This window comes from Microlunatus sp. Gsoil 973 (genome assembly GCF_009707365.1).
In the GTDB taxonomy this organism is placed as follows: domain Bacteria; phylum Actinomycetota; class Actinomycetes; order Propionibacteriales; family Propionibacteriaceae; genus Microlunatus.
The window spans coordinates 4556632-4581633 of the sequence record NZ_CP046122.1; the positions used below are offsets into that span (position 1 = coordinate 4556632).

The 25002-nt window shown below is 67.4% G+C and carries 22 protein-coding genes; 12 read left to right on the top strand and 10 right to left on the bottom strand.

Features of this window, described 5'->3' with window-relative positions; all coding sequences use genetic code 11:
- Window positions 1-9 precede the first annotated feature (9 nt).
- The 5 genes from GJV80_RS21380 to GJV80_RS21400 all read right to left on the bottom strand — a co-directional run bounded on the left by GJV80_RS21380 (window position 10) and on the right by GJV80_RS21400 (window position 6026).
- Window positions 10-768, bottom strand: a complete 759-nt coding sequence (locus tag GJV80_RS21380; RefSeq protein WP_154689627.1) for an IclR family transcriptional regulator — start codon at window positions 766-768, stop codon at window positions 10-12.
- 98 nt (window positions 769-866) lie between these two features.
- On the bottom strand, window positions 867-3059 hold the full coding sequence (locus GJV80_RS21385) for an alpha-amylase family protein (RefSeq protein WP_154689628.1): 2193 nt from the start codon (window positions 3057-3059) through the stop codon (window positions 867-869).
- A 400-nt stretch (window positions 3060-3459) separates the two neighbouring features.
- Entirely contained in the window at window positions 3460-3882 is a 423-nt protein-coding gene (locus GJV80_RS21390) for a PepSY domain-containing protein (RefSeq protein ID WP_154689629.1), read from the bottom strand.
- Between the two features lie 128 nt (window positions 3883-4010).
- Window positions 4011-5321, bottom strand: a complete 1311-nt coding sequence (locus GJV80_RS21395) for a HAMP domain-containing sensor histidine kinase (RefSeq protein ID WP_154689630.1) — start codon at window positions 5319-5321, stop codon at window positions 4011-4013.
- Window positions 5322-5342: 21 nt separating this feature from the next.
- A complete protein-coding gene (locus GJV80_RS21400) occupies window positions 5343-6026 on the bottom strand; it encodes a response regulator transcription factor (RefSeq protein WP_154689631.1) in 684 nt (227 codons plus the stop codon).
- 101 nt (window positions 6027-6127) lie between these two features.
- On the opposite strand from GJV80_RS21400, the gene GJV80_RS21405 reads away from it, so the two are divergent.
- Window positions 6128-6649: a hypothetical protein gene (locus tag GJV80_RS21405; RefSeq protein ID WP_154689632.1), complete on the top strand. Its 522-nt coding sequence runs from the start codon at window positions 6128-6130 to the stop codon at window positions 6647-6649.
- A 7-nt stretch (window positions 6650-6656) separates the two neighbouring features.
- Here the strand turns inward: GJV80_RS21405 and GJV80_RS21410 are convergent, their stop codons facing one another.
- Together GJV80_RS21410 and GJV80_RS21415 are read right to left on the bottom strand one after the other, a co-directional pair.
- A complete protein-coding gene (locus GJV80_RS21410) occupies window positions 6657-7754 on the bottom strand; it encodes a HAMP domain-containing sensor histidine kinase (protein ID WP_154690435.1) in 1098 nt (365 codons plus the stop codon).
- The gene (locus tag GJV80_RS21415) at window positions 7747-8466 is read right to left on the bottom strand and encodes a response regulator transcription factor (protein ID WP_154689633.1); all 720 of its coding nucleotides are present in this window, start codon (window positions 8464-8466) and stop codon (window positions 7747-7749) included. Before GJV80_RS21415 ends, GJV80_RS21410 begins: the two co-directional genes overlap by 8 nt.
- A gap of 90 nt (window positions 8467-8556) precedes the next feature.
- Between GJV80_RS21415 and GJV80_RS21420 the strand changes: the two genes are divergently transcribed.
- The 3 genes from GJV80_RS21420 (at window position 8557) to GJV80_RS21430 (ending at window position 12061) form a co-directional block, all read left to right on the top strand.
- Complete coding sequence (locus GJV80_RS21420) at window positions 8557-9144, top strand: M15 family metallopeptidase (RefSeq protein WP_154689634.1); 588 nt, start codon at window positions 8557-8559, stop codon at window positions 9142-9144.
- Between the two features lie 149 nt (window positions 9145-9293).
- On the top strand, window positions 9294-11321 hold the full coding sequence (locus tag GJV80_RS21425) for a hypothetical protein (protein WP_154689635.1): 2028 nt from the start codon (window positions 9294-9296) through the stop codon (window positions 11319-11321).
- Window positions 11322-11434: 113 nt separating this feature from the next.
- Window positions 11435-12061 carry a response regulator transcription factor gene (locus tag GJV80_RS21430; protein WP_154689636.1) on the top strand — a complete coding sequence of 209 codons (627 nt, stop codon included), beginning with the start codon at window positions 11435-11437 and terminating at the stop codon, window positions 12059-12061.
- Between the two features lie 10 nt (window positions 12062-12071).
- Here the strand turns inward: GJV80_RS21430 and GJV80_RS21435 are convergent, their stop codons facing one another.
- Together GJV80_RS21435 and GJV80_RS21440 are read right to left on the bottom strand one after the other, a co-directional pair.
- Window positions 12072-13568: a dynamin family protein gene (locus GJV80_RS21435; RefSeq protein ID WP_154689637.1), complete on the bottom strand. Its 1497-nt coding sequence runs from the start codon at window positions 13566-13568 to the stop codon at window positions 12072-12074.
- Window positions 13561-15723, bottom strand: a complete 2163-nt coding sequence (locus GJV80_RS21440; RefSeq protein WP_195909061.1) for a dynamin family protein — start codon at window positions 15721-15723, stop codon at window positions 13561-13563. Before GJV80_RS21440 ends, GJV80_RS21435 begins: the two co-directional genes overlap by 8 nt.
- Before the next feature lie 43 nt (window positions 15724-15766).
- On the opposite strand from GJV80_RS21440, the gene GJV80_RS21445 reads away from it, so the two are divergent.
- Window positions 15767-16603 (top strand): zinc ribbon domain-containing protein, encoded by an 837-nt coding sequence (locus GJV80_RS21445; RefSeq protein WP_195909062.1) that lies wholly within the window; start codon window positions 15767-15769, stop codon window positions 16601-16603.
- A 17-nt stretch (window positions 16604-16620) separates the two neighbouring features.
- Here the strand turns inward: GJV80_RS21445 and GJV80_RS21450 are convergent, their stop codons facing one another.
- Window positions 16621-18171, bottom strand: coding sequence for a fibronectin type III domain-containing protein (locus GJV80_RS21450; protein WP_154689640.1), 1551 nt, complete (start codon window positions 18169-18171; stop codon window positions 16621-16623).
- Between the two features lie 153 nt (window positions 18172-18324).
- Between GJV80_RS21450 and GJV80_RS21455 the strand changes: the two genes are divergently transcribed.
- From GJV80_RS21455 to GJV80_RS23335, 7 genes are all read left to right on the top strand, one after another.
- Window positions 18325-19020 carry a DUF4255 domain-containing protein gene (locus GJV80_RS21455; protein ID WP_154689641.1) on the top strand — a complete coding sequence of 232 codons (696 nt, stop codon included), beginning with the start codon at window positions 18325-18327 and terminating at the stop codon, window positions 19018-19020.
- The gene (locus tag GJV80_RS21460) at window positions 19017-21119 is read left to right on the top strand and encodes an ATP-binding protein (RefSeq protein WP_154689642.1); all 2103 of its coding nucleotides are present in this window, start codon (window positions 19017-19019) and stop codon (window positions 21117-21119) included. Before GJV80_RS21455 ends, GJV80_RS21460 begins: the two co-directional genes overlap by 4 nt.
- Before the next feature lie 27 nt (window positions 21120-21146).
- Window positions 21147-21860, top strand: coding sequence for a DUF4157 domain-containing protein (locus GJV80_RS21465; RefSeq protein ID WP_154689643.1), 714 nt, complete (start codon window positions 21147-21149; stop codon window positions 21858-21860).
- A gap of 505 nt (window positions 21861-22365) precedes the next feature.
- A complete protein-coding gene (locus GJV80_RS21470; RefSeq protein ID WP_154689644.1) occupies window positions 22366-23901 on the top strand; it encodes a phage tail sheath family protein in 1536 nt (511 codons plus the stop codon).
- Window positions 23902-23951: 50 nt separating this feature from the next.
- Window positions 23952-24395 carry a phage tail protein gene (locus GJV80_RS21475; RefSeq protein WP_154689645.1) on the top strand — a complete coding sequence of 148 codons (444 nt, stop codon included), beginning with the start codon at window positions 23952-23954 and terminating at the stop codon, window positions 24393-24395.
- A complete protein-coding gene (locus tag GJV80_RS21480; RefSeq protein ID WP_230207918.1) occupies window positions 24395-24847 on the top strand; it encodes a hypothetical protein in 453 nt (150 codons plus the stop codon). The genes GJV80_RS21475 and GJV80_RS21480 overlap by 1 nt, the downstream gene beginning before the upstream one ends.
- Window positions 24844-24999: a DUF6760 family protein gene (locus GJV80_RS23335; RefSeq protein WP_195909063.1), complete on the top strand. Its 156-nt coding sequence runs from the start codon at window positions 24844-24846 to the stop codon at window positions 24997-24999. Before GJV80_RS21480 ends, GJV80_RS23335 begins: the two co-directional genes overlap by 4 nt.
- The last annotated feature ends 3 nt before the right edge of the window (window positions 25000-25002 follow it).

Here is a 25002-nt window from a genome sequence, read left to right on the forward strand (position 1 = left end):
CGCAACGGCCTATTCCAGCACGCCAAGCAGTTCCTGGGAGATGGCCTTGGCCTCCCGGTGCAGGAGTGGCACCGCCGCCTTGCCCAGTTCCTTGGTCATTCGGAACGCCGGACCCGACACGGAGATGGCCATTGAGATCGGGACGTCGGGAACCGCCACCGCGTAGCAGCAGACCCCGTTCTCCTGTTCGCCGTTGTCGGTGGCATATCCCGCACGCCGGATGCGATTCAATTCCGACCGCAACTTGCCCGCGTCGGTGATGGTGCGATCGGTGGCCGGGGGCAAGCCCGCTCTCTGGACGATCCGCGCGACCTGATCATCGGGCAACTGCGCGAGGATCGCCTTGCCGACACCGGTCGAGTGGGTGTGCGCCCGGTGCCCTACCTCGGTGAACATCCGCATCGGGTGCGGTGAGGGCGATTGCGCGATGTAGACGACTCTGTCGCCATCGAGTACCGCGAGATTCGCCGATTCGCCGATCTCTTTGGCCAGGGTGTCCAGATGCGGCTTGGCGATGGGTCCGAACTGGGCATCGACCCGTCCGGCCAGTCGCACCAGTCCCAGCCCGAGACCGTAGCGCCGGTTCGACAGTTGGCGGACATAACCCAGCGAGACGAGAGTTTTGAGGAATCGGTGGGTGGTGGGCGCGGGGAGTTCGATGGAGGCCGACAGCTCGGTCAGCGAGAGGTCCCCGTTGTCGGCGAGCAACTCCAGTAGGTAGAACGCACGCTCGACGGACTGGACGCCGCCCGAAACTCTTTCCACCATCTCAACTCGCTATCTCTGTCTGTGCCTGTGGCCCGCACCGGCCCGCGTGGAAAGTAACACAGCCGGGTGCACCTGGGTTTATCGTGTACCGCACGCCATCACCGATCAGGGCGATCATCGATGATGATCACCTCATGGTCGACGAGCTGATCGATCTCGAAGACCAGGTACCCGTTCTCGACCTTCGTGGTCAATTCTGCGCCGGTGACCCTGGACGTGATGCGTGGTTCGGGGAATCCGCTTTTCACCCGTGCGCGGATCGGTCCGACCGGGACAAGATGTGCCTGTCGGCCGGGGATCTCCGACGTTGTGACCCGGTTGGTCAGATGCAGGATACGGCGGCCCGACTGTTCGTAAAGGGAGGCGCTGACCAGGCCGCTGGACTGGATCTCGAAACTCGGCTCGTCGCCGATGGCCCACCGGACGGCGTTGCCGATGATCACAGCATGGTCCGGTTGTTCATCGCGGGCATAGCACCGGTCCAGGTCGGCGAGCAGCCAGACCAGCCGTGCACCGGACGGCAGCTCCCGCGCGATGATCGCCGGCACTTCGGTGCGCGGCTCACGCATCCAGGAGGTTTCCGGTGGGAAGATAGGGAAGTCTGGGACGAAGGTGGCCAGGACGTCACCGCTGCCGACTTCGGCGATCGGCAGGTAACCGCCGAAGGCGACCAGATCGGTCTCGTCCAGCTCCGCAAGGACCGGATGGCGACTGCCGTTGGGCTCGGGTGCCGACACGTCGGTCGGCCCGTCGAAGCGTGCTCGAAGTTCCGGGGCTAGCCGCAGGTAGCTGTGCCGCTCGTGTGTCTCGATGTCGAAGTCGGCAAGGTTCTGGGCACCGTACGACCTTCCGCTCAGGCGCAGATCGAACAACTCGGCCAGGCCGGGAGCATCGCGGTGAACGCCGTTCTCGTCAAGTACGCCCGCCTCGCCGGTGATGATCACCGAACCGCCTCGGTCGGCGAACGACCTGATGGCGGTCAGCTGATCATCGGTCAGAACGGCGATGTTCGGGAGCACGATCACGCTGAACCGGTTGCGCGCCGAATCAAGATCATCAGCGTGCAGCGGCAGATAGCCGATGCCTGCGGTGTTCAGGGCGCGGACCACACCGCGGTAGGGGTCGAGCGTGCGTTCGGCCGGGTTCTTGCGGCCGGCAAGATCATGGTTCTCCTGGGACCAGACGATGCCGACGTCGGCGATCGGAGTGCGGTCGACCAGGATGTCGGAGTTGTCCCGATGCCAACCGAAGAGCGGTGCTGCGGTCCGGTATTGGCGGCGGTCGTCGTGGCGGGAACCGATGTGGTGCCACCAGGGCTGGATTCCGCCGGCGAATCCTGCGGTGGCCCAGAGCCGTACCTCGGCGACCGGCATCGCGGCGACCCGGAACGCCGGAACCCCGAGCTGATATTGCGGTGTGCTCTCCGGGATCAGCTTGTCCCAGCCGAGCAGCTCGTGCAGCCGCTTGCCGGCTTCGGTGTTCTGCTCGAATCCGTCCACCGGGTTCCGGTGCTGGTGATCGAGCATGATCAACTCTGACCGGGCAAGAATCTGTCGCAGATTGATGAATCGCCGCGAGTTGTTCAGGACATCGCCGCTGAGCATTCCGAACCAGAGGCAGTCCGAGCCTCCGGCCTGGGTGGTGACTCGGTTGTTGAGATCCCAGAGATCGGTGCGGCGCTGGTAGTTCCAGGCTACCCATGCCCGGTAGTCCTCGGAGTCCCAGTCGTGATCACGCGGAAGATCGAAGCCGGTGACACGCCCGAACTGGTCGGTGCAGTGCCTGCAATAGCAGATCGACGTGCGAGGCAGACCGGCCCAGCTGTTATCGGCGAACCCGTCCGGATGGCTGCGATCGATGATCTCGGTGATCACCTGGGGCAGGTAGTCGCTGTAGTACGGGGAGTTGATGCAGGTCACCCATTTGTCGGCAGCGGTGATCGGTTCACCGTCGATGTTCCGGCAGACCCAGTCGGGATGGGCCCGGAAGAAGTCCTCGGCAACCCGGTTCGAATCCATCCGGGCCACGACGGTCAGCCCCTCGTCGCGGGCCGACGCCACAATCTGACCGTACAGGTCACGATCGCCCAGTCTCTCGGCACGGTGGTGCAGCTCGAACTTCGACGGGTAGTACGCCACGATGCCGCCGGCGTTGATGATCGCGCCCTGTACCGAGGTCTCGCGCCAGTGTTTCCGCCACCACGCGTCGTCGTAGCGCTCGGGATCGATCTCGGTGAGATTCGTCTGGGCCCAGCGCAGGGTGGTTCGGTACCACGGGGCGACGGTCGTCATGTCTGCTGCCTTCCGAGATGGGTCATTTCTTGAATCCAATATGCGAATCGCCAGATCCGTATCTCGGAATGTAACTGGGCTCGTGAGTTGTCACAAGGTCCGGTGCCGTCGGGCCGATCCCCCGAGCCCAGTTGACCGGCTGACCGTGCTGGATCTGTCCTTTCGTAACTTGGAGTGGTAACTCCATAAAGGAAAGTCGAGTGCGGGCGGGTTGCGGTGCCAGCACGGCATGGGTCCACGCCGCCGACCGTCGCCACGCGCCGGTACGCCGACCAGGAGCGGCCGGCGTCGACTGCGTCAAACGAAGGGCCGGTGATGGCTGTTGCCACCATCCGGCCCCTGTCCGGGGGTCTGAGTCGATCGCTCGGGTGATCGCTCAGGCGCTCAGTGAGCTGACCGTTCAGTCATCGTCTCCGTGATCGTCGTGGCGGTCGTGTCCCCGATCCTGGCCTCGATCATGCTTGTGATCATCGCCATGTTCATGGTGACGGTGCCGCCCATGGTGTCCGTCGTCGTCCCGGTCCCGGTGAGCGCTGACCACCTTGCCGGTCCTGGCGTTGATCAAGACCTCGTACTCCTTGTGATGCTTGACCAGTTCGACCTCGAAGAACGTGCGGCCGTGCTCTCGTTCGACCTCGACCTCGGTCACCCTCGCGCCGGGAATGCGATGCTTGGCGATGGTGACCGCGCGGCTCTTGCTGATCTTGGTCGCACCGGTGTCGGTGGGTTGGTTGGGGGCGGCCAGTGCCGCGACGGTTGATCCACCGAGCAGGGCGAGGGTCGCTGCGCCGCTGATCACGGCGATCCGGACAGGCTTCTGCATGGCCTTCTCCTTTGGAGTGATTGTGTTGGCTGGTAGGAGAAAGACTCACAGCTGGGCGCCTAACAGCGCGCTGCTGGATGGCTAACGCCTGGCTAATAGCGTCCGGCCCGCTGCCAACTATGGCCTGGCTAGGTTTGCGGCTGCTCGGCATCGGCGACGAGCTCGCGGGTGGCGAATGTGAGCGTGACCCGGGCCCCTCCGTCCGGCGCCGACTCGACCGCCAGGTCGCCGCCGCCGGCCCGTGCAGCCCGGCGGGCGATGTCCAGGCCGAGCCCGGTGGAGCCTCGACCGCTCGCCCCGCGGGTGATCGCACTGCCGGCTCCCTGGCCGAACCCCGGGCCGTCATCGAACACCATCAGCCGGACTCCACCATCGGCTCCGGCGTGCAGCGTTACGGCGAAGGCGGTGCCGTCTGGTGTGTGCGCGAAGACGTTGCCCAACAGGGCATCGACGGCGGCGGCCAAGGTGTCGGCGGCGACAGCGACCGGTACCGGACCGCTGTCGATCTCGGCCCGGACCTCTCGGCCGGTGTCCTCGGCGAGGGCCGACCAGAAGTCGAGTCGATCATGGACCACCTGAGCCGCATCGGATTCGATCGCACCGTTGCCGGTCGGTCGGCGGGAGTCGGCGATCAGCTGGGACACGGCGCGTTCCAGGTTGTCGACGTCGGCTCTGATGCGCTCGGAATCCTCGCCGTCGGGCAACGCCTCGGTGTCCAGCCTGAGCACTGTCAGTGGTGTACGGAGCCGATGGGACAGGTCCGCCGCAGCCTCCCGCTCCTCCCGCATCAGGTCCCGGATCCGTCCGGCCAGATGATTCAGGGCGGCAGCAACATCCTGGATCTCCGGCGGACCGGACCGTGATGCCCGGGCGTCCAGATCGCCCCGCGCCAGCCGGAGCGAGACCGCCGACACCTCGGTGATCGGCCGCACCATGCTGCGTGCCAGGCGGTCCGCCACGACGATGCCGGCAGCCATCAGCAACACGCCGAGCAGCCCCAACATGAGCCACGCCCTGCCAACGCCCTGGCGCAACTCGGCGTCGTCGACAAAGGTTGCGATCACTGCCGGCGCTCCGGCCACTGTCTGTACGTAGACAAGTACCTGACGTCCGCCCGGCTCCTCCACACTGAGACTGCGCCCGCGCATCGCCAGCTCGACCGCGGCGCTACGTGTCATCGGTCGGCCGAGCTGCCGGCCGTCGTCGAAGAAGACGGTGACCCGGGCAGATCCGGACGCATTCACCTGGTCGACGGTGAGCGAGACCGTGGATCGGGGACTGGTCGCCACGATCGAGACCAGCGACTGTGCCTGCAGGGTTGCTGCGTTCACCGCCCGATCCGCGGCCACCGTCTTGATGAGCAGGGCGAGCGGCACCAGGAAGGCGATCAGCACCAGCGACGTGGTGGCCGCGACCAGCAACGCCAGGCGTCGACGCACAGTGGGAGCCTTTCGTTCCGGTCAGTCCAGCGGAGCTGTCAGTTTCACGCCGACACCGCGAACCGTGTGGAGGTAGCGGGCGGTCGCCGCGGTCTCGCCGAGTTTGCGCCGTAGCCAGGCGAGATGGACATCGACCGTCTTGTCCGCGCCACCGTAAGGTACCTGCCACACGTCGACCAACAGGTCCCGCTTGCTGACCACGGTTCCTGCCCGGACCGCCAGATAGTGCAGCAGATCGAATTCACGCGGCGTCAGGTCGAGGGCCACGCCGTCGAGGGACGCCTCCCGCGCCCGTTGATCGACGCGCAGACCGCCGACAACGACGGTTTCGTCAGTGCTGTCCTCGGTCGCGCGGCGCAACACCGCTCGGATCCGGGCATCCAGCTGCGCGGCGCTGAACGGCTTGCTGACGTAGTCGTCGGCGCCCTGGTCCAGCAGCGCCACGATGTCGGCCTCGGTGTCCCTTGCGGTCGCCACGATCACCGGGACGGCGCTGACCGCCCGCAACATCCGCAGCATCTCCGCGCCGTCGACGTCCGGCAGCCCGAGATCGAGCACGACGAGATCGGGTCGGTTGGTCGTCGCCTGTTCCAGCCCGCTCATTGCGGTGGCAGCCGAGCCCACCGCATGGCCGCGATCGGTGAGCCCACGGATGAGAGCCGTCCGGATGGTCGCGTCGTCCTCGACCAACAACACGTGCGCCATGCCCGGACCGTAGCCGACTATCGGAGGATTCCCACGCGATCTTCGATATCGATATCGCCGCTTTAGCGCAGTGTTAACGTCGCCGGTGGCACAGTTCAGGCGTGCCTACCGTGAACCGAAAGCTGACCTCGAGCTCGCGGTCGCTGCTCACCATCGCCGGGTGGCTCGCGGCGACGGCGGCCGCGACGATGATCGGCGTACTCGCCGTCAGCGCGATCGGTTCCGGTATCGCGGGCACGACCGCGCGGCCGCTCAGTGCCGGCGAGGTCAGCCGGGCTCTGTCCACGGCAGGCGCGGTGGTCCCGTCGCCCACTGCCGACTCCACGGCGGGGTCAGCGACCGCCGGTCCGTCGACGACCGGGTCTCCCGCGGTCCCGGCCGGGACGAGCCGGGTTCTCGGTAGCAAGGGGGGAACCGTGGTGGCGCGGTGTGTAGCCGGTAAGGCCGAGCTGCTCTCCTGGAGCCCGGCCCAAGGATTCGAAGCCGACGACATCCGCCGTGGTCCGGCGCTGTCGGCCGGGCTGGAGTTCGAGAGCGACCGGATCGAGATCAAGATCAGTGTCGATTGCCGTACCGCCGTACCCACGCCGCACATCGAGACCGAGAGACGCGGCCGCCACTGACAAACGGTCAGGTGGTCGGCAGGCGCACGGTGACCCTCAGGCCACCGGCCTCTCGTGGCGCCAGCGTGAGCGTTCCGTCATGGGCGGCGACGATGCTGCTGACGATCGCCAGCCCGAGGCCGACACCGGCATGATCGCTGCTGATCCGGGCTGTGCCGCGCTGGAACGGCTCGACCAGTGTTGACACCAGTTGCGGGGTGAGCGGCTCGCCGGTGTTCTCCACCGTCAGCTCAACAGTCTCGCGTCCGGGTCGGGTGGTCACCGTCACCGCGCCCTTCTCGGGCAGGTTGTGGACGATCGCGTTGTGCAGCAGATTCGTCGTCATCTGCAGCAGCAGGGCGTGAGAGCCGACCAAGGCGGAGACCTCCCCGCCGGTCTCGATCGTCACGCCGTGCCGTTCAGCCAGCGGCAGCAGTGTTTCGGTGGCTTCCTCCGCAACCAAGGACAGATCGACCGATTGCTTGGCGAACGCACGTTGATCCGTACGGGTGAGCAGCAGCAGAGCCTCGGTGAGATCGATCGCCCGGGTGTTGACGTGTTGCAGGCGCTCGAGGAGTTCGTCGTCGCCCCGATCCGGATCGCCCTTGGCCACCTCGAGCAGCGTCTGTGTCACCGCCAACGGCGTGCGCAGCTCGTGCGAGGCGTTGGCTGCGAACCGGCGCTGTTCGGCGACCTGCGCCTCGAGCCGTCGGAGCATCGTGTCGAACGCGTCGGCCAGTTCGCGGAACTCGTCCGTGCGGCCCTCCAGGGCGATCCGATGGGACAGCGAGCCGTCGCCGGCCAGCCGGGTGGCTCGGGTGATCTGGTTCAGTGGGGCCAGCATCCGGCCGGAGAGGATCCATCCTCCGACCAGTCCGAAGACCAGCAGGAACCCCATCGCCTCGGCCGCCCGCGGGGCGAAAGCCCGCCACAGGTCGGGCCGACTGGGATAGTTCCTGGACGGCCGGAAGTCGCCGGGCAGGCCGAGCATCGGAACCCGGTCCGGAACGTAGCGCAGCAGGAAGACCACCACCACGGAAAGCAACAGGGCACCCGCCAGCATCAGGAAACCCGCGTAACTGAAGGTGAGCTTGAGCCGGACACTCGGCCCGGGTTTCCTAGCCATCCGCGCTTCCATGATCACCACCCGGATCGAGACCATGATCAACTCCGGAATCACCGGTGTCGACGCAATACCCCACACCGGGCACGGTGAGGATGACCCAGGGCTCGCCGAGCCGCTTCCGCAAGGCTGAGACCGTGATGCGTACGGCGTTGGTGAAGGGATCGGCATTCTCGTCCCAGGCCCGTTCCAGAAGCTCCTCCGCACTCACCACGCCACCCTCGGCGGCGACCAGGACCTCGAGTACGGCGAACTGCTTGCGGGTCAGGCCGACATACCGGCCGTCACGGTAGACCTCCCGGCGGAACGGGTCGAGTCGTAATCCGGCGATCTCGCGTACCGGCGGCCGGTTGTGGGCCCGCCGGCGGTCGAGTGCCCTGAGCCGGAGCACGAGTTCCCTGAGCTCGAAGGGCTTGGTCAGGTAGTCGTCGGCGCCGAGTTCGAAGCCGGATGCCTTGTCGTCGAGGCGATCGGCCGCGGTGAGCATCAGGATCGGCATGCCGCTGCCGGACGCCACCACCTGCTTGGCGATCTCGTCTCCGGACGGTCCCGGGATGTCGCGGTCGAGAACGGCGATGTCGTAAGCATTGACGGTCAACAGTTCCTGCGCCGTGTCACCGTCACCGGCGATGTCGGCCGCGATCGCCTCCCGGCGCAACCCGTCCCGGATGGCCTCGGCCAGATAGAGCTGGTCCTCGACGATCAGTACGCGCATAACGGTGTCGATGCTACGGGCCGGGACATATGGCCCGTGTATCGAAATCCGCATACGCAACGGCAACGTCACGATGGGTTCACTGCCGGTATGAGCAAACGAGCGATCATCCGTGCCGCGCCGTTCATCCTCGGCGCCGCACTGGTGGGATTCTTCGGCTATCACTCGCTGGGCCACGTCGACACCTCGTCCCCGGTGCAGACGTTCCGGAACCATTCCGGGTCGCTGGGCCCGGCCGACGGTGAGGTTCCCGACGGCGCGACCGTGTTCGACGACATACCGGCCGTGACCAACCTTCAGCCCGATCTGTTGGCCGCATTGCGGCGGGCCGCGACCAATGCTTCGCGGGAGGGGATCATCGTCGGGATCAACAGTGCCTGGAGATCACCCGCCTACCAGGAACACCTGCTGCAGCAGGCCATCGCGACCTACGGTTCGGCAGACGAGGCGGCGCGATGGGTGGCGACGCCCGACCGATCTGCTCACGTGTCGGGGGCGGCCGTCGACGTCGGCCGTTCCGACGCGACCAGGTGGCTGTCGAAGCACGAGGCGGCGTACGGGCTGTGCCAGATCTATCGCAACGAACCGTGGCACTACGAACTCCGTCCCGAGGCAGTTGATCACGGTTGCCCGCCGATGTATGCCGATGCTGCCCACGACCCGCGGCTGCGCCACTGACAGGGCGGTGCCCGCCCGGGCGGAAACCGGTCGGGATTTCCCCGGGCAAACCTGGCCCAACTCGACCGCTGATCTGGGACAATTCCGCCAAGGCGCACAGTTGCGCGGACACCCCACGTCTGGAAGTTGCGCCGCGGAAGGCCGGGGGCATGGGCACAGTCGTCTGTGGCGAATGCGGAGAACAGAACGACAGCAGCGCGACGTTCTGCACCAACTGTCACGCCTATCTCCAGTGGGATGCGGGGAGTACCGCTGCAGCCGGTCCGGCGACCCGGCCGGTCGGTGCGCCGCCGGTGGCCGAGCCGAAGGTTCCCACAGTCGAGCAGGACGGTGCCGAGCAGAGTGCCGAGCGGAGTGTCGAGCAGGGTGTCGAGCAGGACACTGAGGCCACGCAGGTACGGCTCCGTCCCCAGCCCGATCCGCAACAATCCGCGCCGACCAACACCGCCGACCCCGGATTCCGTGCCACCGCGACCACCCAGGCAGTCACCGTGCCGGCCACCGGCGAGCCGGTGTCGATCACCATCGAGATCACCAACACGTCCAACATCGTCGACGGCTATCGGGTGGCGACGCCGGGCGCCCCGCAGTGGCTGACCGTGGAGTCCGGGCAGCTGCAGTTGCTGCCCGGAACCAGCGAGTCGCTGTCGGTGCACGTACGGATCACTTCGGCGTCACTGGTCCGCGCCCAACAAGTGCGCGCCTCGCTCCAGGTCCGATCGATGGTCCAGGACAGCGCAGCGGTCGAGCTCCCACTGGAGATCACCGTGCCTGTCGTGCAGGCACCGGTACTGTTGCGGGCCGAACCGCAACTGGTCCGGGTCCGCGATCAGAACAGTGCGAAGTGCTTGATCATCGCGGACAACGCCCGCAGCAACCGGCCGGTCACCCTTGCCTTCTCCGGCACGGATCCCGAGCTGGCGGTCCGCCTCGGGTTCCAGCCCGAGGTGCTGTTCGTCGGACCAGGGGCGTCGGCCGCCGTTGAGTTGGTGATGTCGGCAGCCGTCCCGGATCCCGGCCAGGAAGTCAGCCGGGCAGTGACCGTGGTCGCCACCGAGGGGGACCAGCGCGCCGAGACCCAGCTGACCTTCCAGCAGTCGGCAAGTGCCGCCGACCCGCCGGTGGCCGTCGAGGTGGTGCCGAGCCTGATCCGGCTCAACGACCTGGATTCCGCCGAGGCCCGGGTGGTCCTGGACAACCGGAAGGGTCGGTCCGGAGTCCGTCTGTGGCTGGGTGCCACCGACCCCGAACAAGCGCTCTCGTTCACCTTCTCACCACCGGTGGTCGATGTCGCGCCGGGACGCGTCCTGGCAGTTGATCTTCGGCTGGACGCACCGCGTCCGGCCGCCGGGCAGGAGGTCACCCGGCCGTTCAGCGTGACCGCCGGCGACGGACGGACAACGGTCCAGGCCGCCGCGTCCCTGGTGCAGTTCAGTTCGCGGGCGGCGATCGACACGTTGACCATCAGCCTCGACCCCAGCGTCCTGAATCTTGGCCATCGGCGCCGAGGCTGGTTGACCGCCGTCCTGGACAACCGGGCCGGTACGCAGCCTGCGAACGTCGCGCTGTACGGCGACGACCCGCGCAACGCCCTGCACTTCTCCTTCTCGCCCGCGACGCTCCTGGTTCCGGCCGGTCAGACGGCTGCGACCCGGGTCTCGATCCGGGCGCCTGGTCCGCAGAACGGCCGGGAGTCGACGTTGCCGTTCGACGTGATCGCCTCCGATGGTCGATCGGAGGTCCGGTCCGGCGGCAGTGTCATCCAGGCAGCGGCCGATCGGCGTCCGCTGCTGCGCATCCTCTTCACCCTGCTCGGTGGTCTGGCGATGATCCTGGGAACCTACCTGCCGCTGCGGGCCGCGGAGTCCACCCGCGCCTGGGATCTGACAGCCGACAGGTTCGCCGGAATCTTCGGCGGCAGCGTCGATCTGGGCGGTGCCGCCTGGATCACGGTCGGGCACGTGATCATCGCTCTCGGCATCCTGGTGATGATCGGACTCGTCACCGCCAAGGGCGGGCTGAGTCGCCGGATGGCCGTGCTCGGCGTGATGGTTGTCGTCGGCACCCTGGTCACCTTCGCGGTCGCCGGGAACAGCCCGGTGCCCGGCGCCGGTGCGTTCCTGATCATCCTGGGCTGCATCGCCGGCTTCATCGGCGGCCGGCTGGTCCGGCAGTGAGCGGTGCCGCAGTACCGAACCGCGTTGAGGATTTGTTGAGCGACCGTTGATCAGGCTGTGAGCGACGCGCGGAAGCTGGTCCTGTCGGGTGTCCATCGGGGAAGGAAGAAGCGATGACGGGGGCAGTCGGTGTGTACGTCCAGGGCAAGGATCCGATCTCTCAGGCGGGTGTGATCGCCCAGTTGCGGATGCGCCCCGAGGTGCGGGTCGTGGCCGAGACCGAACGAACCAATGCGACGGTCGGGGTGATGGTGACCGACCAGATCGATGATCAGACCGTCCGGGGACTGCATGCGCTGCGTCGCAGCGGGCTGGTCCGGCTGGTGCTGATCGCGTCCGATGTCGACGACGCCGCCCTGGTCGCCGCAGCCGAAGCCGGTGTCGGCGGGCTGTTGCGGCGCTGCGACGCCACCGCGGAGCTGCTGGTCCGCACCATCATCAGGGTGTCCCAGGGCGAGGGTGAGATTCCGGCCGATCTGCTGGGACGCCTGTTGGAGCAGGTGGGCCGGCTGCAACGGCAGGTGCTGGCACCGCGTGGGTTGACCTTCACCGGGCTGACGCCACGGGAGACCGAGGTGCTGCGGATGGTGGCCGACGGCCACGACACCTCCGAGATCGCCCGAGAGCTGTCCTACAGCGAGCGGACGGTCAAGAACGTGTTGCACGACCTGACCACGCGGCTCCAGCTGCGCAACCGTTCGCATGCGGTGGCGTACGCGGTCCGCGAAGGGCTGATCTGATCCGATCGGTTCACTGGTCGGCACGGTTGACCAGCCCCTCGAGGGTGCGTGACGCGGTTCGCGCTGCCTGCTGCACGGCGCGACTGGACAGCGGATGTTCGGCGGTACGTCGCCACCGGGCCAGTTCGGTCAGGGCGGCCTGCCGTACGGCGTCCGGGTCCGCGTCCCGGTCGAGTCCCAGGCGCGACCACGGGTCGTGACCGCTGCCGCCCAACAGCCGGTCGAGTGCTGTCGCGAGCTCGGGTCTGAGATCGAGCGTGCCGGCACGGAGCGTGCCGAGCATGCGTATCTCCTCGAACTCGTGGGTGCCGGCCGCCAGTTCCTCGACCGCCGCGCGGAGTTCGGCGGCATCGGTGCAGCCGCCCCGGCGCAGCACGTCGGTGAGCACCGCCAGCGCCGACCGCGCCTTGAGGACTCGGCTGCGTGCGGTGAACTGCCGGGCCAGCACGTCACTGAACCGGGCCAGCCCGCTGCGTTTGACCAGCGCCGCGGCGAGCTCCTGCGAACTTCCGACGGTCCCGGTGCGGATCAGTTCCACCGACAACCGGACGCCGAACAAGCCCATCCGGTCCAGAAGATGTTCCCGTTCCAGCTCGGTGATCTCGGTCGCCAGCCGGGTCGCGAACCGGTCCGCGGTGAGCAGCAGTTCGGCGGTCACCTCCGGCGGCGCGGCGGCCAGCCGGGCAAGCATCTGGTATTCCGCCTGACGGAAGGTGACGGCGGCGTTGGCCAGCAGACCGTCCACCGCGACGACGATCGGGCACAGCCGTCGCAGCCTGGGTTCGTACCGATAGCGACGGGCGATGCGGCCGGCGACCTCCATCGCGTCCAACCGGCAGGCGCCGATCTCGTCGGCCCGGGACAGCACCCCGATGGAGTTCATCACCGTCCCGTGGATCAGTTCGTCGTCGTGGAACGCTTCGAGGAATCGGATGTCACTGGCATGGGTGTGCCGCATCAGATAGACCACCGCATCGGCGACCGGGACTCGGTTGTCGTCGGCGGCCATCACCCGATGGGTGCGCTCGGACACCTCGGCCGAGATCGATGCGATGCCCGGGGTGTCGATGATCGTCAGCTGGTCCAGACGACTGGTCGGCCAGCTCACCTCGAGATGATCAACATCGGCAGCCGCGAATCCACCGAGATCAATCTCCAGAGCACCCTCGTCCCTGGACCACGGGCGGCGTTCGGGACCGCCGGTGATCGGATAGGCGATCACGCCCGCTTGCAGCCCGTTTCGGTACCAGGTGACGATCTTGGTGCACTCGCCGGCGTCGGTCGGTGCGAGTTCCTCGCCGAGCAGCGCGTTCAGCAGTGTCGATTTGCCGGCCTTCACCTTGCCGGCAATGGCGATCCGCAGGGGTCCGCCGAGCCGGTTCCTGGCTGCGCCGAGTCGATCGGCGAATTCGGCGGACGCCGCCGAGTCGGCGGCCCGGGCCAGGAGGCGGTCGACCTGGATGACCAGGCCGGTTCCCGGCGTATCGACGGTCGTCGGATCAGGCATGATCGCCTGCCAGGGCCAGAACGGTCTCCCGTACGCTCTGCACCATCCGTTCCCGTTCGATCAACTCCTGGGTGCGGCTTTCCCTGCGCCCGGGATCGAGCTGCTGGGCCTGTTGCGCGCGCTGCAGTGCCTCGGTCGCCGACCGCTGCATCAGCAGGGCCCGTTCGCTGAAATTGTCCCGTAGTGCCCGCTGGGTTGTGCGCAGACCGTCCCGGGTCAGCTTGTTGAGAACGAATGCGACCTCGTCGACGAATTTGCGGACCGCTGCCACTGCCTGCTGCCTGCGATAGGTGCGCTGCCGGGTGCGCTCATCGGAAATGATCTTGCGACCGATGCCGGCGCCGAGTGCCGCGGACAGTCCGGCGATGGACAGATGGACGATCGGGCCGACTTCCAGCACCGCTGCCGCGACACCGCCGGCCATCATCGGTAGGTAGAAGCTGCTGCGGGCCGCCATCATCAACGGCGCCAATCTGCCGCCGGGCTGCTTCAGCGATTCGGCCGGCGCCAGACTGATCTCGTCGAGACTTGTGCCGGGGTCGCCCAGTCGTAGATCGACATCCCCGGCCTGGAGGTCGAACTGTTCTGCCACGTCCTGGGCCAGTTGCCGGGCTCGTTCGCTGAGCAGGTCTCGGTTGGCGACCGCCGCCATCGCCACCTGGCGCCGCAGCCAGACCTCGGTGTCGGTCCAGGTCTGCAGCGGATCGGTCCGGCCGATCAGTTCGTCGGCGCTCTGCAGCACCGTCCGCAGCCGCTGGGTGAGGTCGTGTTCGACGTCGGCAACCAGATCGGCGATGCCGTCGGACAGCATCTGCTGCCAGGTCGCAGTGGGCGATACCAACCGGGTGGCCCGCTCCCGAGCCTGGTCGAGCCGCTCGACCGCTTGGTCCGCAGCCGCGGGCTCGGACAGCACCGCGAGCTCTGCCCGCGACTGACCGGCCAGGTTTTCGGTGACGAAGTCCAACTCACCCGCCGCCGCGCGCGCCGACTCGGCCCGGCACGCGGCGACCACATCACGTGCCAGGAACCTGACAAGATCGGCAAACCCGGATTCGGCGTTCAAGGCTGGATCTCTGGCCGCTCGCAGCCGAAGGAACGACGACACGGTGATCACCGGCAGGTCGAGGCCGGCTCGTTCGAGGTGGCCGCGATCAAGATCGGCGATCCGACGCCACTCCCGGTACAGGTCCGTCTTGGTGATCACCAAAGCCGTCCGAGGACAGCGGCTGACCGCCGTCTTGAGGAAGTCCAGTTCGGGTGCCGTCAGTTCCTGGGCCGCATCGGTGACGAAAAGCACCCCGCGGGCGTGCCGAAGTGTGCCGAGGGTGAGGAAGCCGTGCGCGGAATCGAGTCCGCCGACGCCCGGACTGTCGATCAGACGCAGACCGGTACGCAACATCCGATGCGGCAGTCCCACCTCGACGAACCGTTCCCGGCCCGGATCGCTGGGATCGGCCGGCTCGGTGACCAGCAGCTCGAGCTCCTCCAACGGCGCCGATCGTTCGACGAGTTCCTCACCATCGGATGATCGACTGTAGGCGGTCAGTCGCGGTGTCTTTGCCCAACGCACGGTGGTCGGCACCGCGGTGACGAGGTCGGCGTCCACCGGGCAGACCGCGCGCTGGAGGAGCGCGTTGACCAGCGTGCTCTTGCCACGTTTGAATTCCCCGGCCACGACGACCGGGATCGGCACCTGGTCCAGCTGTTCCCTGGTCGCCCGCAGATGCTGTTCAAGATCATCTCGACCCTCCTCGGCAGCCAGTCGCGCGGTGACCTCCAGCGCGGCTATCGTCGTGGCGACCGGTTCAGCGGTCGGAGCCTCGGCGTCGTTCCAACCCAGGAATGTGTTGCAGGAATTGCAGAACTCTGTCGCCGAGGGGTTCTCCGCCCCACAATGAGTGCATCGAGTCATACGATCACTCCGCCGGCCGAGGGGGTGTGTGTTGGACGTGATCTGCGAGTCCTGCGGAACGTTGAATCGCTCGGCGGGGGAGTTCTGCACCGAATGCGGGGCCTTTCTTGCCTGGGACCAGGACGCCGGGAACACCACGGCCGTCCCGCAGGCAGCGAACAGCCAGCCAATCAGTCCGGCGAGCACACCGGCGAGCACCCCGACGATCCCACAGTCGATCACCTCGACAAGCGGTGCGAGCACTGCCGGGGCACCTCCATCGACGGGACCGGCGACGGCAGCACCGGTGACGGCATCGACCGACAACGACCAGAAGACGACCGCGGTCCTGCCGGACACGCCGACCGGTCCGGTCTGCCCCGACTGCGGACGGATCAACGATCCGGGCCGGAGATTCTGTGCCAAGTGCGGACGGCAACTCGGGCAGACCCGGCAGCTGCAGACGGGGACAGCCGAGAGCCGGGCGGATAGCCGTCGTCGGGAGCGGGCCGACCGGCGTGCCTTCCGAGACAGCCTGCCGGCGATCTATCGCTGGCGACGGATCGGGTTGATCCCACTCGCCGTGGCGGTGCTCCTCGCCGGCGCCGTGACCGTCGGGGCAGACCCGGTCGGCTGGGTCAAGGCCCGCTGGTACGACGTGAAGGGATCGGTCGTCAACGTCGCCGGTGTTCAGGCGACCGCCCTGACCGCCGGCCGTGACGCCGGCACACCTCGCGATGCCGCCGCGCTGGTCGACGGCACAACCGCAGACTGGCAGGTCCGGTGGACGGGGTCCGATCCGGCCCCGCAGTGTGCGGGCGGCCCCACAACGCCGACGATCGAACTGACCCTGCCCCAACCCGTCAGGATCCGTGCTGTCGACGTCTACCCGGGACTGGGACCGGACCAGCCGCAGCGCCCGCTGCAGTTCCGGCCGCGGAGCGTCGGGATCACTCCGATCGGGGCCGGTGGCTGTCAGGGGTTCCGACTCGCCGACTCCGGTGACCGCCAGCGGCTGGAGTTCGACAGCCGACAACCGGTCTCGGTGATCAGGATCAGCCTGAACACCGCCTATCCCGCCGCCGCGGACGGGCAACAGCGGCTCAGCATCCGGGAGATCACGCTGCTGGCCCGGCCCCGGTGACGCGGTGATCCATCCGGTCATTGTTGTTGACCCGGCTGGAGAACCTGGCAGGTCTGATCGACCGGAGGCTGACCAGTCAGCAGCGGGTCGATCTTGGTGCAGGCCTCGGCTGCCTCGGCCGGACTGCCGAACGGGCCGACGTACGCGATCGGTCCCGGCCACTGGAACGCCCCTCCACCGTCGATGATCATCTGCGGGTACCGGCTGCCGTCGAGCCAGGTCGCAGTCACCCCGTTCTGTGCCAGCACGGTGATCACACTGTCGATGTCGCCCTGCGCCATCGAGAACCGTGCGGCGGCGATCCAGGAACCCGTCGGTGGCGCGGCCGAAGATCCCGCCGAGGCCGACTGGCTCTGCCCGGTCGAGGGGGACGTACCGCTTCTCGATGAACCGGATCCGGCACTCGCGGCGGAGGTCGGGGTCGATGTGGCGGCTGGCGCCGATGAGGCGGGTGGCGACGGCGCACCTGAGACCGATGGAGACGCCGTCGCGGACGCGGCGGCGGTCTTCGCACAGGCAAGATCGGATCGGACGCTCAACAGCCTCGGTCGGACCGCCTGCAACTGATAGCAATGCCGGGTCTCAGGCTTCAGGCCGCTCACCTGGAACTGGTCGAGATCAGGGCTGATCGTCTGCGATGCGGAGGTTCGTTTGGTCTGTGGATCGACGGTGAACAGCGTGTATCCCTGGATCTGATCGATCTTCTTCCAGCTCAGCTGGACGGTATCCGGTCCCGACGCGGTGGCGGTGAGCTCCGGCCGTGGTGGCACGGAGTTCGGCAACTCCGCGTGGGCATCCTTGCGGGTGGCCAGGAACACGATGCCGGCTGCTGCGGCGGCCAGTACCAGGGCGCCGATGATCACAACGGTCCTGGTCAGGATCGGCTTCTGGTTCAACGCGGCCTCGACCACCGGCCGACCGGGGTCGGCGTACGGCTGTACCGGCCCGGTCGGCGGGCCGGCGTCCTCGCGTTCACCGACGACCTGGAACGGTAGTCGTACCGGGTTGCCCCGCAGGAAGGGCTTGCGGGCGCGGACGGTGATCCTGGCCTTCGCAGACCCGCCGAGGGGTACATCGACCACGGGCGGCTTGATCAGGAAGCCGAGTGCCTCGTCGGGGTCGGTCGCGGTGACCTTCAACCGAGCGGTGGAGTTCCCCCAGTTGGTGAACCAGACGTTGTGATAACCGCGCCACCGGCCGGCCGAGGTCGCCGGGGTGATCTTGGCCTGCAGACCGATCACCTGACCGACATCAAGATCGCCCTCGGCGACTGTGGCGGCATCCGGATCGACGGTCGACCGGGCGCGTACGCCGAAGGCGAGCGAGCCACCCGACACAGCCGAACCGGCAGGCGGTGAGAAGACGATCACCGCAGTCTCGGACTGTTGTGGATAGACCGAGACCTCGGACGGAGTGACCTCGCTCCAGGCCGCCGCCTCGCCGAGCACCTCGATCCGGTACCCCTCGACGATGGTCCCGGAGTTCGTCACCGTCACGGTGATCCGGGCCAGCCCGCCAGGGTCGACGGTGACCCGCGTCGGTTCGAGGGTCACAGACGGGTCGGCCATTCCATCAAACTAGGTTGCGGCACACCTGCCCGTCAGGTGGCCGGAGGGCAATCCGGGCCGCAGAGCCGGTTGCCCTTCGGGGCACAACGAGTTGCCCGACCTGCTGGTCGGCGACCACTTATCGGCCCGCCGGGCATCGGGCAGGCTCGACCCGTGATCCACGAGGTGGATGCCGCGATGCGGGCACTGGTCGAGCAGCGCGCGATCGCCAATGACGAGGTCGAGGTGGTGTTCGACGCCCCGACCCGGGAGTGGTCCGGCCGCCGCAACTCACCGACGATCGACATCTATCTCTACGACATCCGCGAGGACATGCGGCGTCGGGAACGCGGATTGCTCAACGAGTACGGCGATCCGGACAGTTCCGAGGCATCCCGGGTGATCGCCCGGCACCTACCGCCTCGGCATTTCAAGCTGTCATACCTGATCACTGCCTGGACACAACGCCCCGAGGACGAGCATCGGCTGTTGTCTGAGCTGCTCAGCTGCTTCCTTCGCTACGACGCACTGCCGCAGGAGTTGCTCGGCGGCGAACTGGCGGCGCTGCAACTTCCGGTTCCGGTCACCGTCGCGCTGCCGCCGCCGGAGGACCGGGCCTTCGCCGACGTCTGGTCGGCCCTGGGCGGGGAACTCAGACCATCGATCGACGTGGTCGTCAGCGCACCGGTCGACACCGGCCAGCACTGGGCCGCCGGAGCTCCGGTGCAGGAGCCCGCCCGGATCAACATCGCGGGCCGGAACGGTTGGCCGGCGCAGGAGTCATATGGCGGCAGCCGGCCACGATCTGAACCACCGAGGGACACCGCGCGGGTGTCGATGCGGCGTCGCCGTGGCAGGCGGAAACCGTGAGCAGCGACCCGGACGGGCTGCGTTACCTGCTGGACCTGGCCGGTCTGATCGAGGATCGGGTCCGCGCCCTGATCCGACTCCGGCGGGCCGGCGACCCGAATCCTGACGATCCGTTCCGCGGGCTGTATGTCAGTGACGAACTGGTCGATCGGCTGTTGCAGCCGCCTCAGCATCTCGCCCAAGTTCCCCCCGAGCCTCCTGCCCGGCCTCGCGAACAGGATCCCGAGCAGCCGCCCGAGCAAGTTCTCCGTGCAGACATCGAGGCCGCAGCAGACCGCGCCGCGGCAGCGGGCGGGATGATCAGACTGCGGCAATTGGCGAGGGACGGAGGACTCGACGCGCTCGACGTGGAGCTGATGATCATCGCCATGCTGCCGGACCTCGACTCGAGGTTCGAACGCCTGTACGGCTATCTCAACGACGACGTCACCAGACGGCGGGCCACGGTCGGGCTGGCACTGCAGTTGGCCGGTCGATCCGCTTGGTCGGCGGCGGACAGGTCCCGGCTGGATGGTGGTGCACCGCTGAGTGCCCAGCGGTTGATCATGATCGAGGACGTCGACCGTCCTTTCCTCACCCGGAGCCTGCGGGTTCCCGACCGGGTGGTGGCGCATCTGCTCGGTGACGATCGATCGGATCCGCTGTTGGAGCCGGTCCTGGACGAGGTCCGGCCATACCGTGCCCCGACCGCCGAGCGACTGGCGCGGGCACTGCGGGCAGGCAGCCGACTGGTCCACATCCGCGAGCGCTCCGCCCGAGGGACCGGCGCCGCGGTCGCCGCCTCCGCCCTGGCCGAGACCGGCCGCGGTGCCGTGGTGATTGACGCCACCAGGCTGGCCGGTCGGGCCGACCCGGCGACCGTCGTACCGGTCGCCGTACGAGAGGCCCTGTTGCGCCGCGCCGGCCTGGTGATCACTGCGATCGAACAGCTCGCCGGAACCGCACCGGAGACCGTGCGCGGGCTGGTCGGTTGCCCGATCCCGGTGATCATGGTCGGCTCGGCCAGCTGGGAACCCCAGTGGACCGTCGAGCCGCCGCTGCCACTCGAGGCGCCGGCGCTCAACGGGCGGGATCGGCTGGCCATCTGGCGCCGCGAGTTCGGGACCGATCAGACCGACCTGGACCTCTCCCGGCTGGCCGCCCATCTGAACCTCGGCCCTGACCAGATCGCCGGAGCCGTCCGGGCCGCCGAGTCCTCGGCAAGGCTGACCGGCGGGCCGATCACGGCAGCCGATCTTCGGCGCGGGGCCCGTACCCAGAATGCGGCCGGTCTGGAGCGATTGGCCCGGCGGATCGACCCGGAGGTCGGCTGGGACGATCTGGTGCTGACGCCTGCGGCGTTCCGGGCCCTTCGCGACCTCGCTGCCCGGGCCAGGCATCGCGATACCGTCCTCACCGAGTGGCGGATGCGTCGCGGCGGGGGGCGCGGTCACGGTGTGATCGCCCTGTTCGCGGGTGACTCCGGTACCGGGAAGACGATGTCCGCCGAGGTGATCGCGGCCGATCTGGGACTCGATCTGTACACGGTGAACCTGGCGACGGTGGTGGACAAGTACGTCGGCGAGACCGAGAAGAATCTGGAACGGATCTTCGTGGAAGCCGCCGGAGTCAACGCCGTGTTGTTCTTCGACGAGGCTGATGCGATCTTCGGCAAGCGCAGCGACGTCCGCGATGCCCACGACCGCTACGCCAACATCGAGAGCGCCTATCTGCTGCAGCGGCTCGAGACCTTCGACGGGCTCGCCGTGCTGGCCACCAATCTTCGGGCCAACATCGATGACGCTTTCACCCGGCGGCTCGACGCGATCATCGACTTCGCTGCGCCGAACGCGGAACTGCGCAAGCAGCTGTGGCGGCACTGCCTCTCGGCGCCGCTTCCGGTGGACGACGGTCTTGACCTCGACTTCCTCGCTGAGGCGTTCGAGCTGGCCGGAGGGAACATCCGGTCGGCGGCGACGACCGCTGCCTACCTCGCCGCGGCAGCCGGATCACCGGTCACCATGGCCCAGGTGATCAGCGCCGTCGAGCAGGAATACCGCAAACTCGGCCGGCTCGTCCTCGAGCGCGAGTTCGGGCCCTATCTGGCCATGGTTCGTTGATCGGAACATCAAGATCAGGAGAGCGACATGCATCAACATCACGGGCCGGAGGGCGAAGAGTCCCTGCGACCGAAATCCTCGCGGATCGACAACGAGCTGGGAAATCACCAGGCCACGGCGGCCGCTGCCGGGCGGCTCGACGCGCTGGATGCCGAGGGCATTTTGGGGCTGCAGCGCGCGGTGGGCAACGGCGCAGTGAGTGAGCTCCTGGACGACGAGAGCAGGTCGCCCGTGCACGACGTGATCAACTCCTCCGGCAGGCCGCTGGACCCCGGCGTCCGGGACGACATGGAGACGCGGCTGGGCGCCGACTTCGGTGATGTCCGTATCCACGACGACACAGCGGCCCACGCGTCGGCCACCGCGGTCAATGCGCACGCCTACACGGTCGGTTCGAACATCGTCTTCCAACGGGATCAGTACGATCCGTCATCGGAGCAGGGCCGGACGACACTGGCCCATGAGTTGACCCACGTGATGCAGCAGCGTTCGGGTCCGGTCGACGGCACCGCCGCCCCGGGTGGGATCAAGATCAGCGACCCGAGCGATCGGTTCGAACGGGAGGCGTCGGCCAACGCCGAACGTGCGATGTCGACGCCAGTACAGACATCGGCGCTGTCGACGTCGGGTCCGGCTGTCCAGCGGCAGGAGGCCGAGGAGGAAGAACCCGAGGAGTCCGTCCAGGGTCTGTTCGTCCAGCGGGAGGCGGTTCCTGAGGAGGACGAGGAAATACCCATGTGAGCATGGGCCAGCTTGCCAGAGACGCTCGCCCACGAATCCTGGTCGGATCCTCTTGATCTGCAGGGCCAGGTCGATGAGCTGACCGACGACACTGCCTTGAGCACCTTGACCCTTGGGCGCGCCGATCCCTTGGATACCCCTGCTCCCGATGCGATGTGGCGTCATGTGTTGCCCGGATGACCGTGGGCTCTTGTGAAGTGACGCGGTCCTCGTCAATCCGAAGAAGTCCAGTCCGAACACGTCGCACGGGCGGGCTCGCCGCCTCCGCCGATCGGTCGCGCCCGTCTCCGGCACGTCGACCCGGATCATCCATTCATGATCGTTTCCCGCCTGCAGACGACGCCGGTGACCTGCGTGCATCGGACCCCGCTGGTATCGCTGCCCCTCCGACTGCCTGCCCGGGCAACGATCCGTGCCCTGCGCACCGTCCGGTAGTCCGTGTCGCCGGCGACGTCGTGGACGCACAGTTCACCTAGTTGTCCATGCACATCTGTCAGGAGTCGTCATGCCGTCGTATCTTTCGCCCGGCGTTTACGTCGAAGAGGTCCCGTCCGGCGCCCGGCCGCTGGAAGGAGTCGGGACAGCGGTCGCTGCGTTCGTCGGCCTCGCCGAAGCCGGTCCGCTGAACCAGCCGACCCTGGTCAGCAACTGGACGCAGTTCACCTCAACGTTCGGCGGCTTCCTGGACGGCACGTACCTCGCGCAAGCGGTGTACGGCTACTTCCAGAACGGCGGCGGGAACTGCTACGTCGTACGGATCGGTGAGGGCGAGTCGAATGGGAACGGTCAGACGCCCAAGGCGATCAGCACCGGTCCGACCGCAGAGATCGGCCGACTGCGCATCCAGGCACTCGACCCGTCCGTCCCACCCGGAGACATCAGCGTCGAGGTCACCGACCCCGGCGAGGGCGCCCCCGACGACTCGTTCCGACTGTTGATCAAGCGCGGCGGCGAGGTGGTCGAGGAATACGACCGGGCCAGCTTCTCCCGCGGCAAGCAGAACGTCGTGACCATGGTCAACGGCCAGTCAAAGCTGATCCAGATCGAGGACCTCGGCGCGGCGCTGGAACGGCCACCGGTCGGCGAGACGGCATTGGCCACCATGCCGCCGCCCTCCGCCGCGCCCCAACAGCTGACCAGCGACGACTACGTCGGCGACGTCGCCGAGCGGACCGGCTTCGCCAGCCTCGAGGCGGTGGACGAGGTCACCATGCTGTGCGTTCCGGATCTGATGAGCGCCTACCAGCAGGGAGCGATCGACCTGGACACCGTCCAAGCGGTCCAGACGGCGATGATCGCCCACTGCGAGCTGATGGGGGACCGGATCGCGGTCCTCGATTCGCCGCCCGGGCTGAATGCCCAGCAGATCAAGGAATGGCGGGTCGACAAGGCTCGGTACGACTCCATGTACGCCGCGCTGTACTGGCCCTGGGTCAAGACGATGAACCCTGCCACCGGCCGGTTGAGCTTCCTGCCGCCGTCGGGTCATGTCGCCGGCATCTGGGGTCGCAACGACGACAGCCGTGGGGTGCACAAGGCCCCGGCCAACGAGATCGTCCGCGGTGCCGTCGACCTGGAGGTCCAGATCACCCGCAACGAGCACGATCTGCTCAATCCGGTCGGCATCAACTGCATCCGCGCCTTCCCCGGCAGGGGGATCCGGGTGTGGGGAGCCCGGACGCTGTCGTCGGATCCGGCCTGGCGCTATCTGAACATCCGCCGGCTCTTCAACTTCCTCGAGGAGAGCATTCTCAGCGGCACCGACTGGGTCGTCTTCGAACCCAATGATCAAGCACTGTGGGCCAAGATCAGGAGGACCATTGCCGCGTTCCTGGTCATGCAATGGCGGGCAGGGGCGTTGTTCGGGTCGACTCCGGACGAGGCGTTCTACGTCAAGTGTGACGGCGAGACCAACAGCGCCGAATCCATCGATGCCGGACAGGTGGTCTGTGAGATCGGTGTCGCACCGGTCAAGCCGGCCGAGTTCGTCATCTTCCGACTGGCGCAGTTCTCCGGCGGCACCAGCCTGGTCAGCGAGTAGCCGGACCCAACCATCTGATCATCAGCGGCTAGAAGAGAGAGGTTCCCGCCATGGCCCTGCCAACCGGCAACAGCGGCGTCGCCCACTCGTTCGGACTCGAGTTCGACGGCATCACGATCAAGAGCATCACCGAGGTGTCAGGGCTCAAGATCGAACAGGACGTCGTCCAGTACAAGGAGAACGGTCCGGACGGCAAGTACCGGATCATCAACCAGCCGGGTCGACCCAAGGCACCCGACATCACCCTGACCCGGGGATTGAGTGAGGACACCAGCTTCGAGAGCTGGGTCAAGGACTCCCGCTTCGGCAAGATGTCCGACGTCCGCAAGGGCGGGGCGATCATCGTTTACGACTACGAGGGCAACCCGATCAAGCGGTACAAGCTGGAGAACGCCTGGCCCAAGAGCCTGGAGATCGGATCAATGAAGGCCGGCGACACCTCCTATCTGCAGGAGAAGCTGGTCCTGACCTGTGAGTCGATCGAGGTCGAGTGATGCGACGCGGCCCACTACCGGTTCCTGAGCCGAGCGTCGATGATCAGATCGAATCGGCGGTTGATCAGCATCGGCCGGAGCCGCTTCGCACGGAGTTTCCGTTCCTGCTGCCCCGTGGCTACGTCGACGCCTCAGGAACCGTGCACCGGGACGGGGTGATGCGGCTCGCCACGGCGCGCGACGAACTGGTGCCGCTCCGGGACGACAGGGTCCGGGAGAATCCGGCGTACCTCACTGTGGTGCTGTTGGCCCGGGTGATCACCCGGCTGGGCAGCATCACCGACGTCCACGCCGGGATCATGGAGGACCTCTTCGCCACCGATCTTGCCTTCCTGCAGGATCTCTACCGGCGGGTGAACACCGAGGGTCACACCAGGGCGATGGTCAGCTGCCCCGCCTGCGAACACCAGTTCGCCGTCGACGTCGCCGGCAGCCGCCTGGGGGAATCATGACGTACGCGACCGACCGGCTGTATTCCGAGATCGCGTACGTCGCCTACTACCTGCATTGGTCGTACGACACGATCCTCGATCTGGAGCATGCCGAGCGTCGCCGCTACGTGGCGGAGGTCGGCGCGCTGAACAACCGCATCCGGCGCGGCTGAGCC

Bases quoted from the DNA above. Each gene is read 5' to 3' on its own strand.
- GJV80_RS21380 (WP_154689627.1), bottom strand. From the start codon at position 768: ATGGTGGAAAGAGTTTCGGGCGGCGTCCAGTCCGTCGAGCGTGCGTTC.
- GJV80_RS21385 (WP_154689628.1), bottom strand. From the start codon at position 3,059: ATGACGACCGTCGCCCCGTGGTACCGAACCACCCTGCGCTGGGCCCAG.
- GJV80_RS21390 (WP_154689629.1), bottom strand. From the start codon at position 3,882: ATGCAGAAGCCTGTCCGGATCGCCGTGATCAGCGGCGCAGCGACCCTC.
- GJV80_RS21400 (WP_154689631.1), bottom strand. From the start codon at position 6,026: ATGGCGCACGTGTTGTTGGTCGAGGACGACGCGACCATCCGGACGGCT.
- GJV80_RS21410 (WP_154690435.1), bottom strand. From the start codon at position 7,754: ATGGCTAGGAAACCCGGGCCGAGTGTCCGGCTCAAGCTCACCTTCAGT.
- GJV80_RS21415 (WP_154689633.1), bottom strand. From the start codon at position 8,466: ATGCGCGTACTGATCGTCGAGGACCAGCTCTATCTGGCCGAGGCCATC.
- GJV80_RS21420 (WP_154689634.1), top strand. From the start codon at position 8,557: ATGAGCAAACGAGCGATCATCCGTGCCGCGCCGTTCATCCTCGGCGCC.
- GJV80_RS21425 (WP_154689635.1), top strand. From the start codon at position 9,294: ATGGGCACAGTCGTCTGTGGCGAATGCGGAGAACAGAACGACAGCAGC.
- GJV80_RS21430 (WP_154689636.1), top strand. From the start codon at position 11,435: ATGACGGGGGCAGTCGGTGTGTACGTCCAGGGCAAGGATCCGATCTCT.
- GJV80_RS21435 (WP_154689637.1), bottom strand. From the start codon at position 13,568: ATGCCTGATCCGACGACCGTCGATACGCCGGGAACCGGCCTGGTCATC.
- GJV80_RS21450 (WP_154689640.1), bottom strand. From the start codon at position 18,171: ATGGCCGACCCGTCTGTGACCCTCGAACCGACGCGGGTCACCGTCGAC.
- GJV80_RS21465 (WP_154689643.1), top strand. From the start codon at position 21,147: ATGCATCAACATCACGGGCCGGAGGGCGAAGAGTCCCTGCGACCGAAA.
- GJV80_RS21470 (WP_154689644.1), top strand. From the start codon at position 22,366: ATGCCGTCGTATCTTTCGCCCGGCGTTTACGTCGAAGAGGTCCCGTCC.
- GJV80_RS21475 (WP_154689645.1), top strand. From the start codon at position 23,952: ATGGCCCTGCCAACCGGCAACAGCGGCGTCGCCCACTCGTTCGGACTC.
- GJV80_RS21480 (WP_230207918.1), top strand. From the start codon at position 24,395: ATGCGACGCGGCCCACTACCGGTTCCTGAGCCGAGCGTCGATGATCAG.
- GJV80_RS23335 (WP_195909063.1), top strand. From the start codon at position 24,844: ATGACGTACGCGACCGACCGGCTGTATTCCGAGATCGCGTACGTCGCC.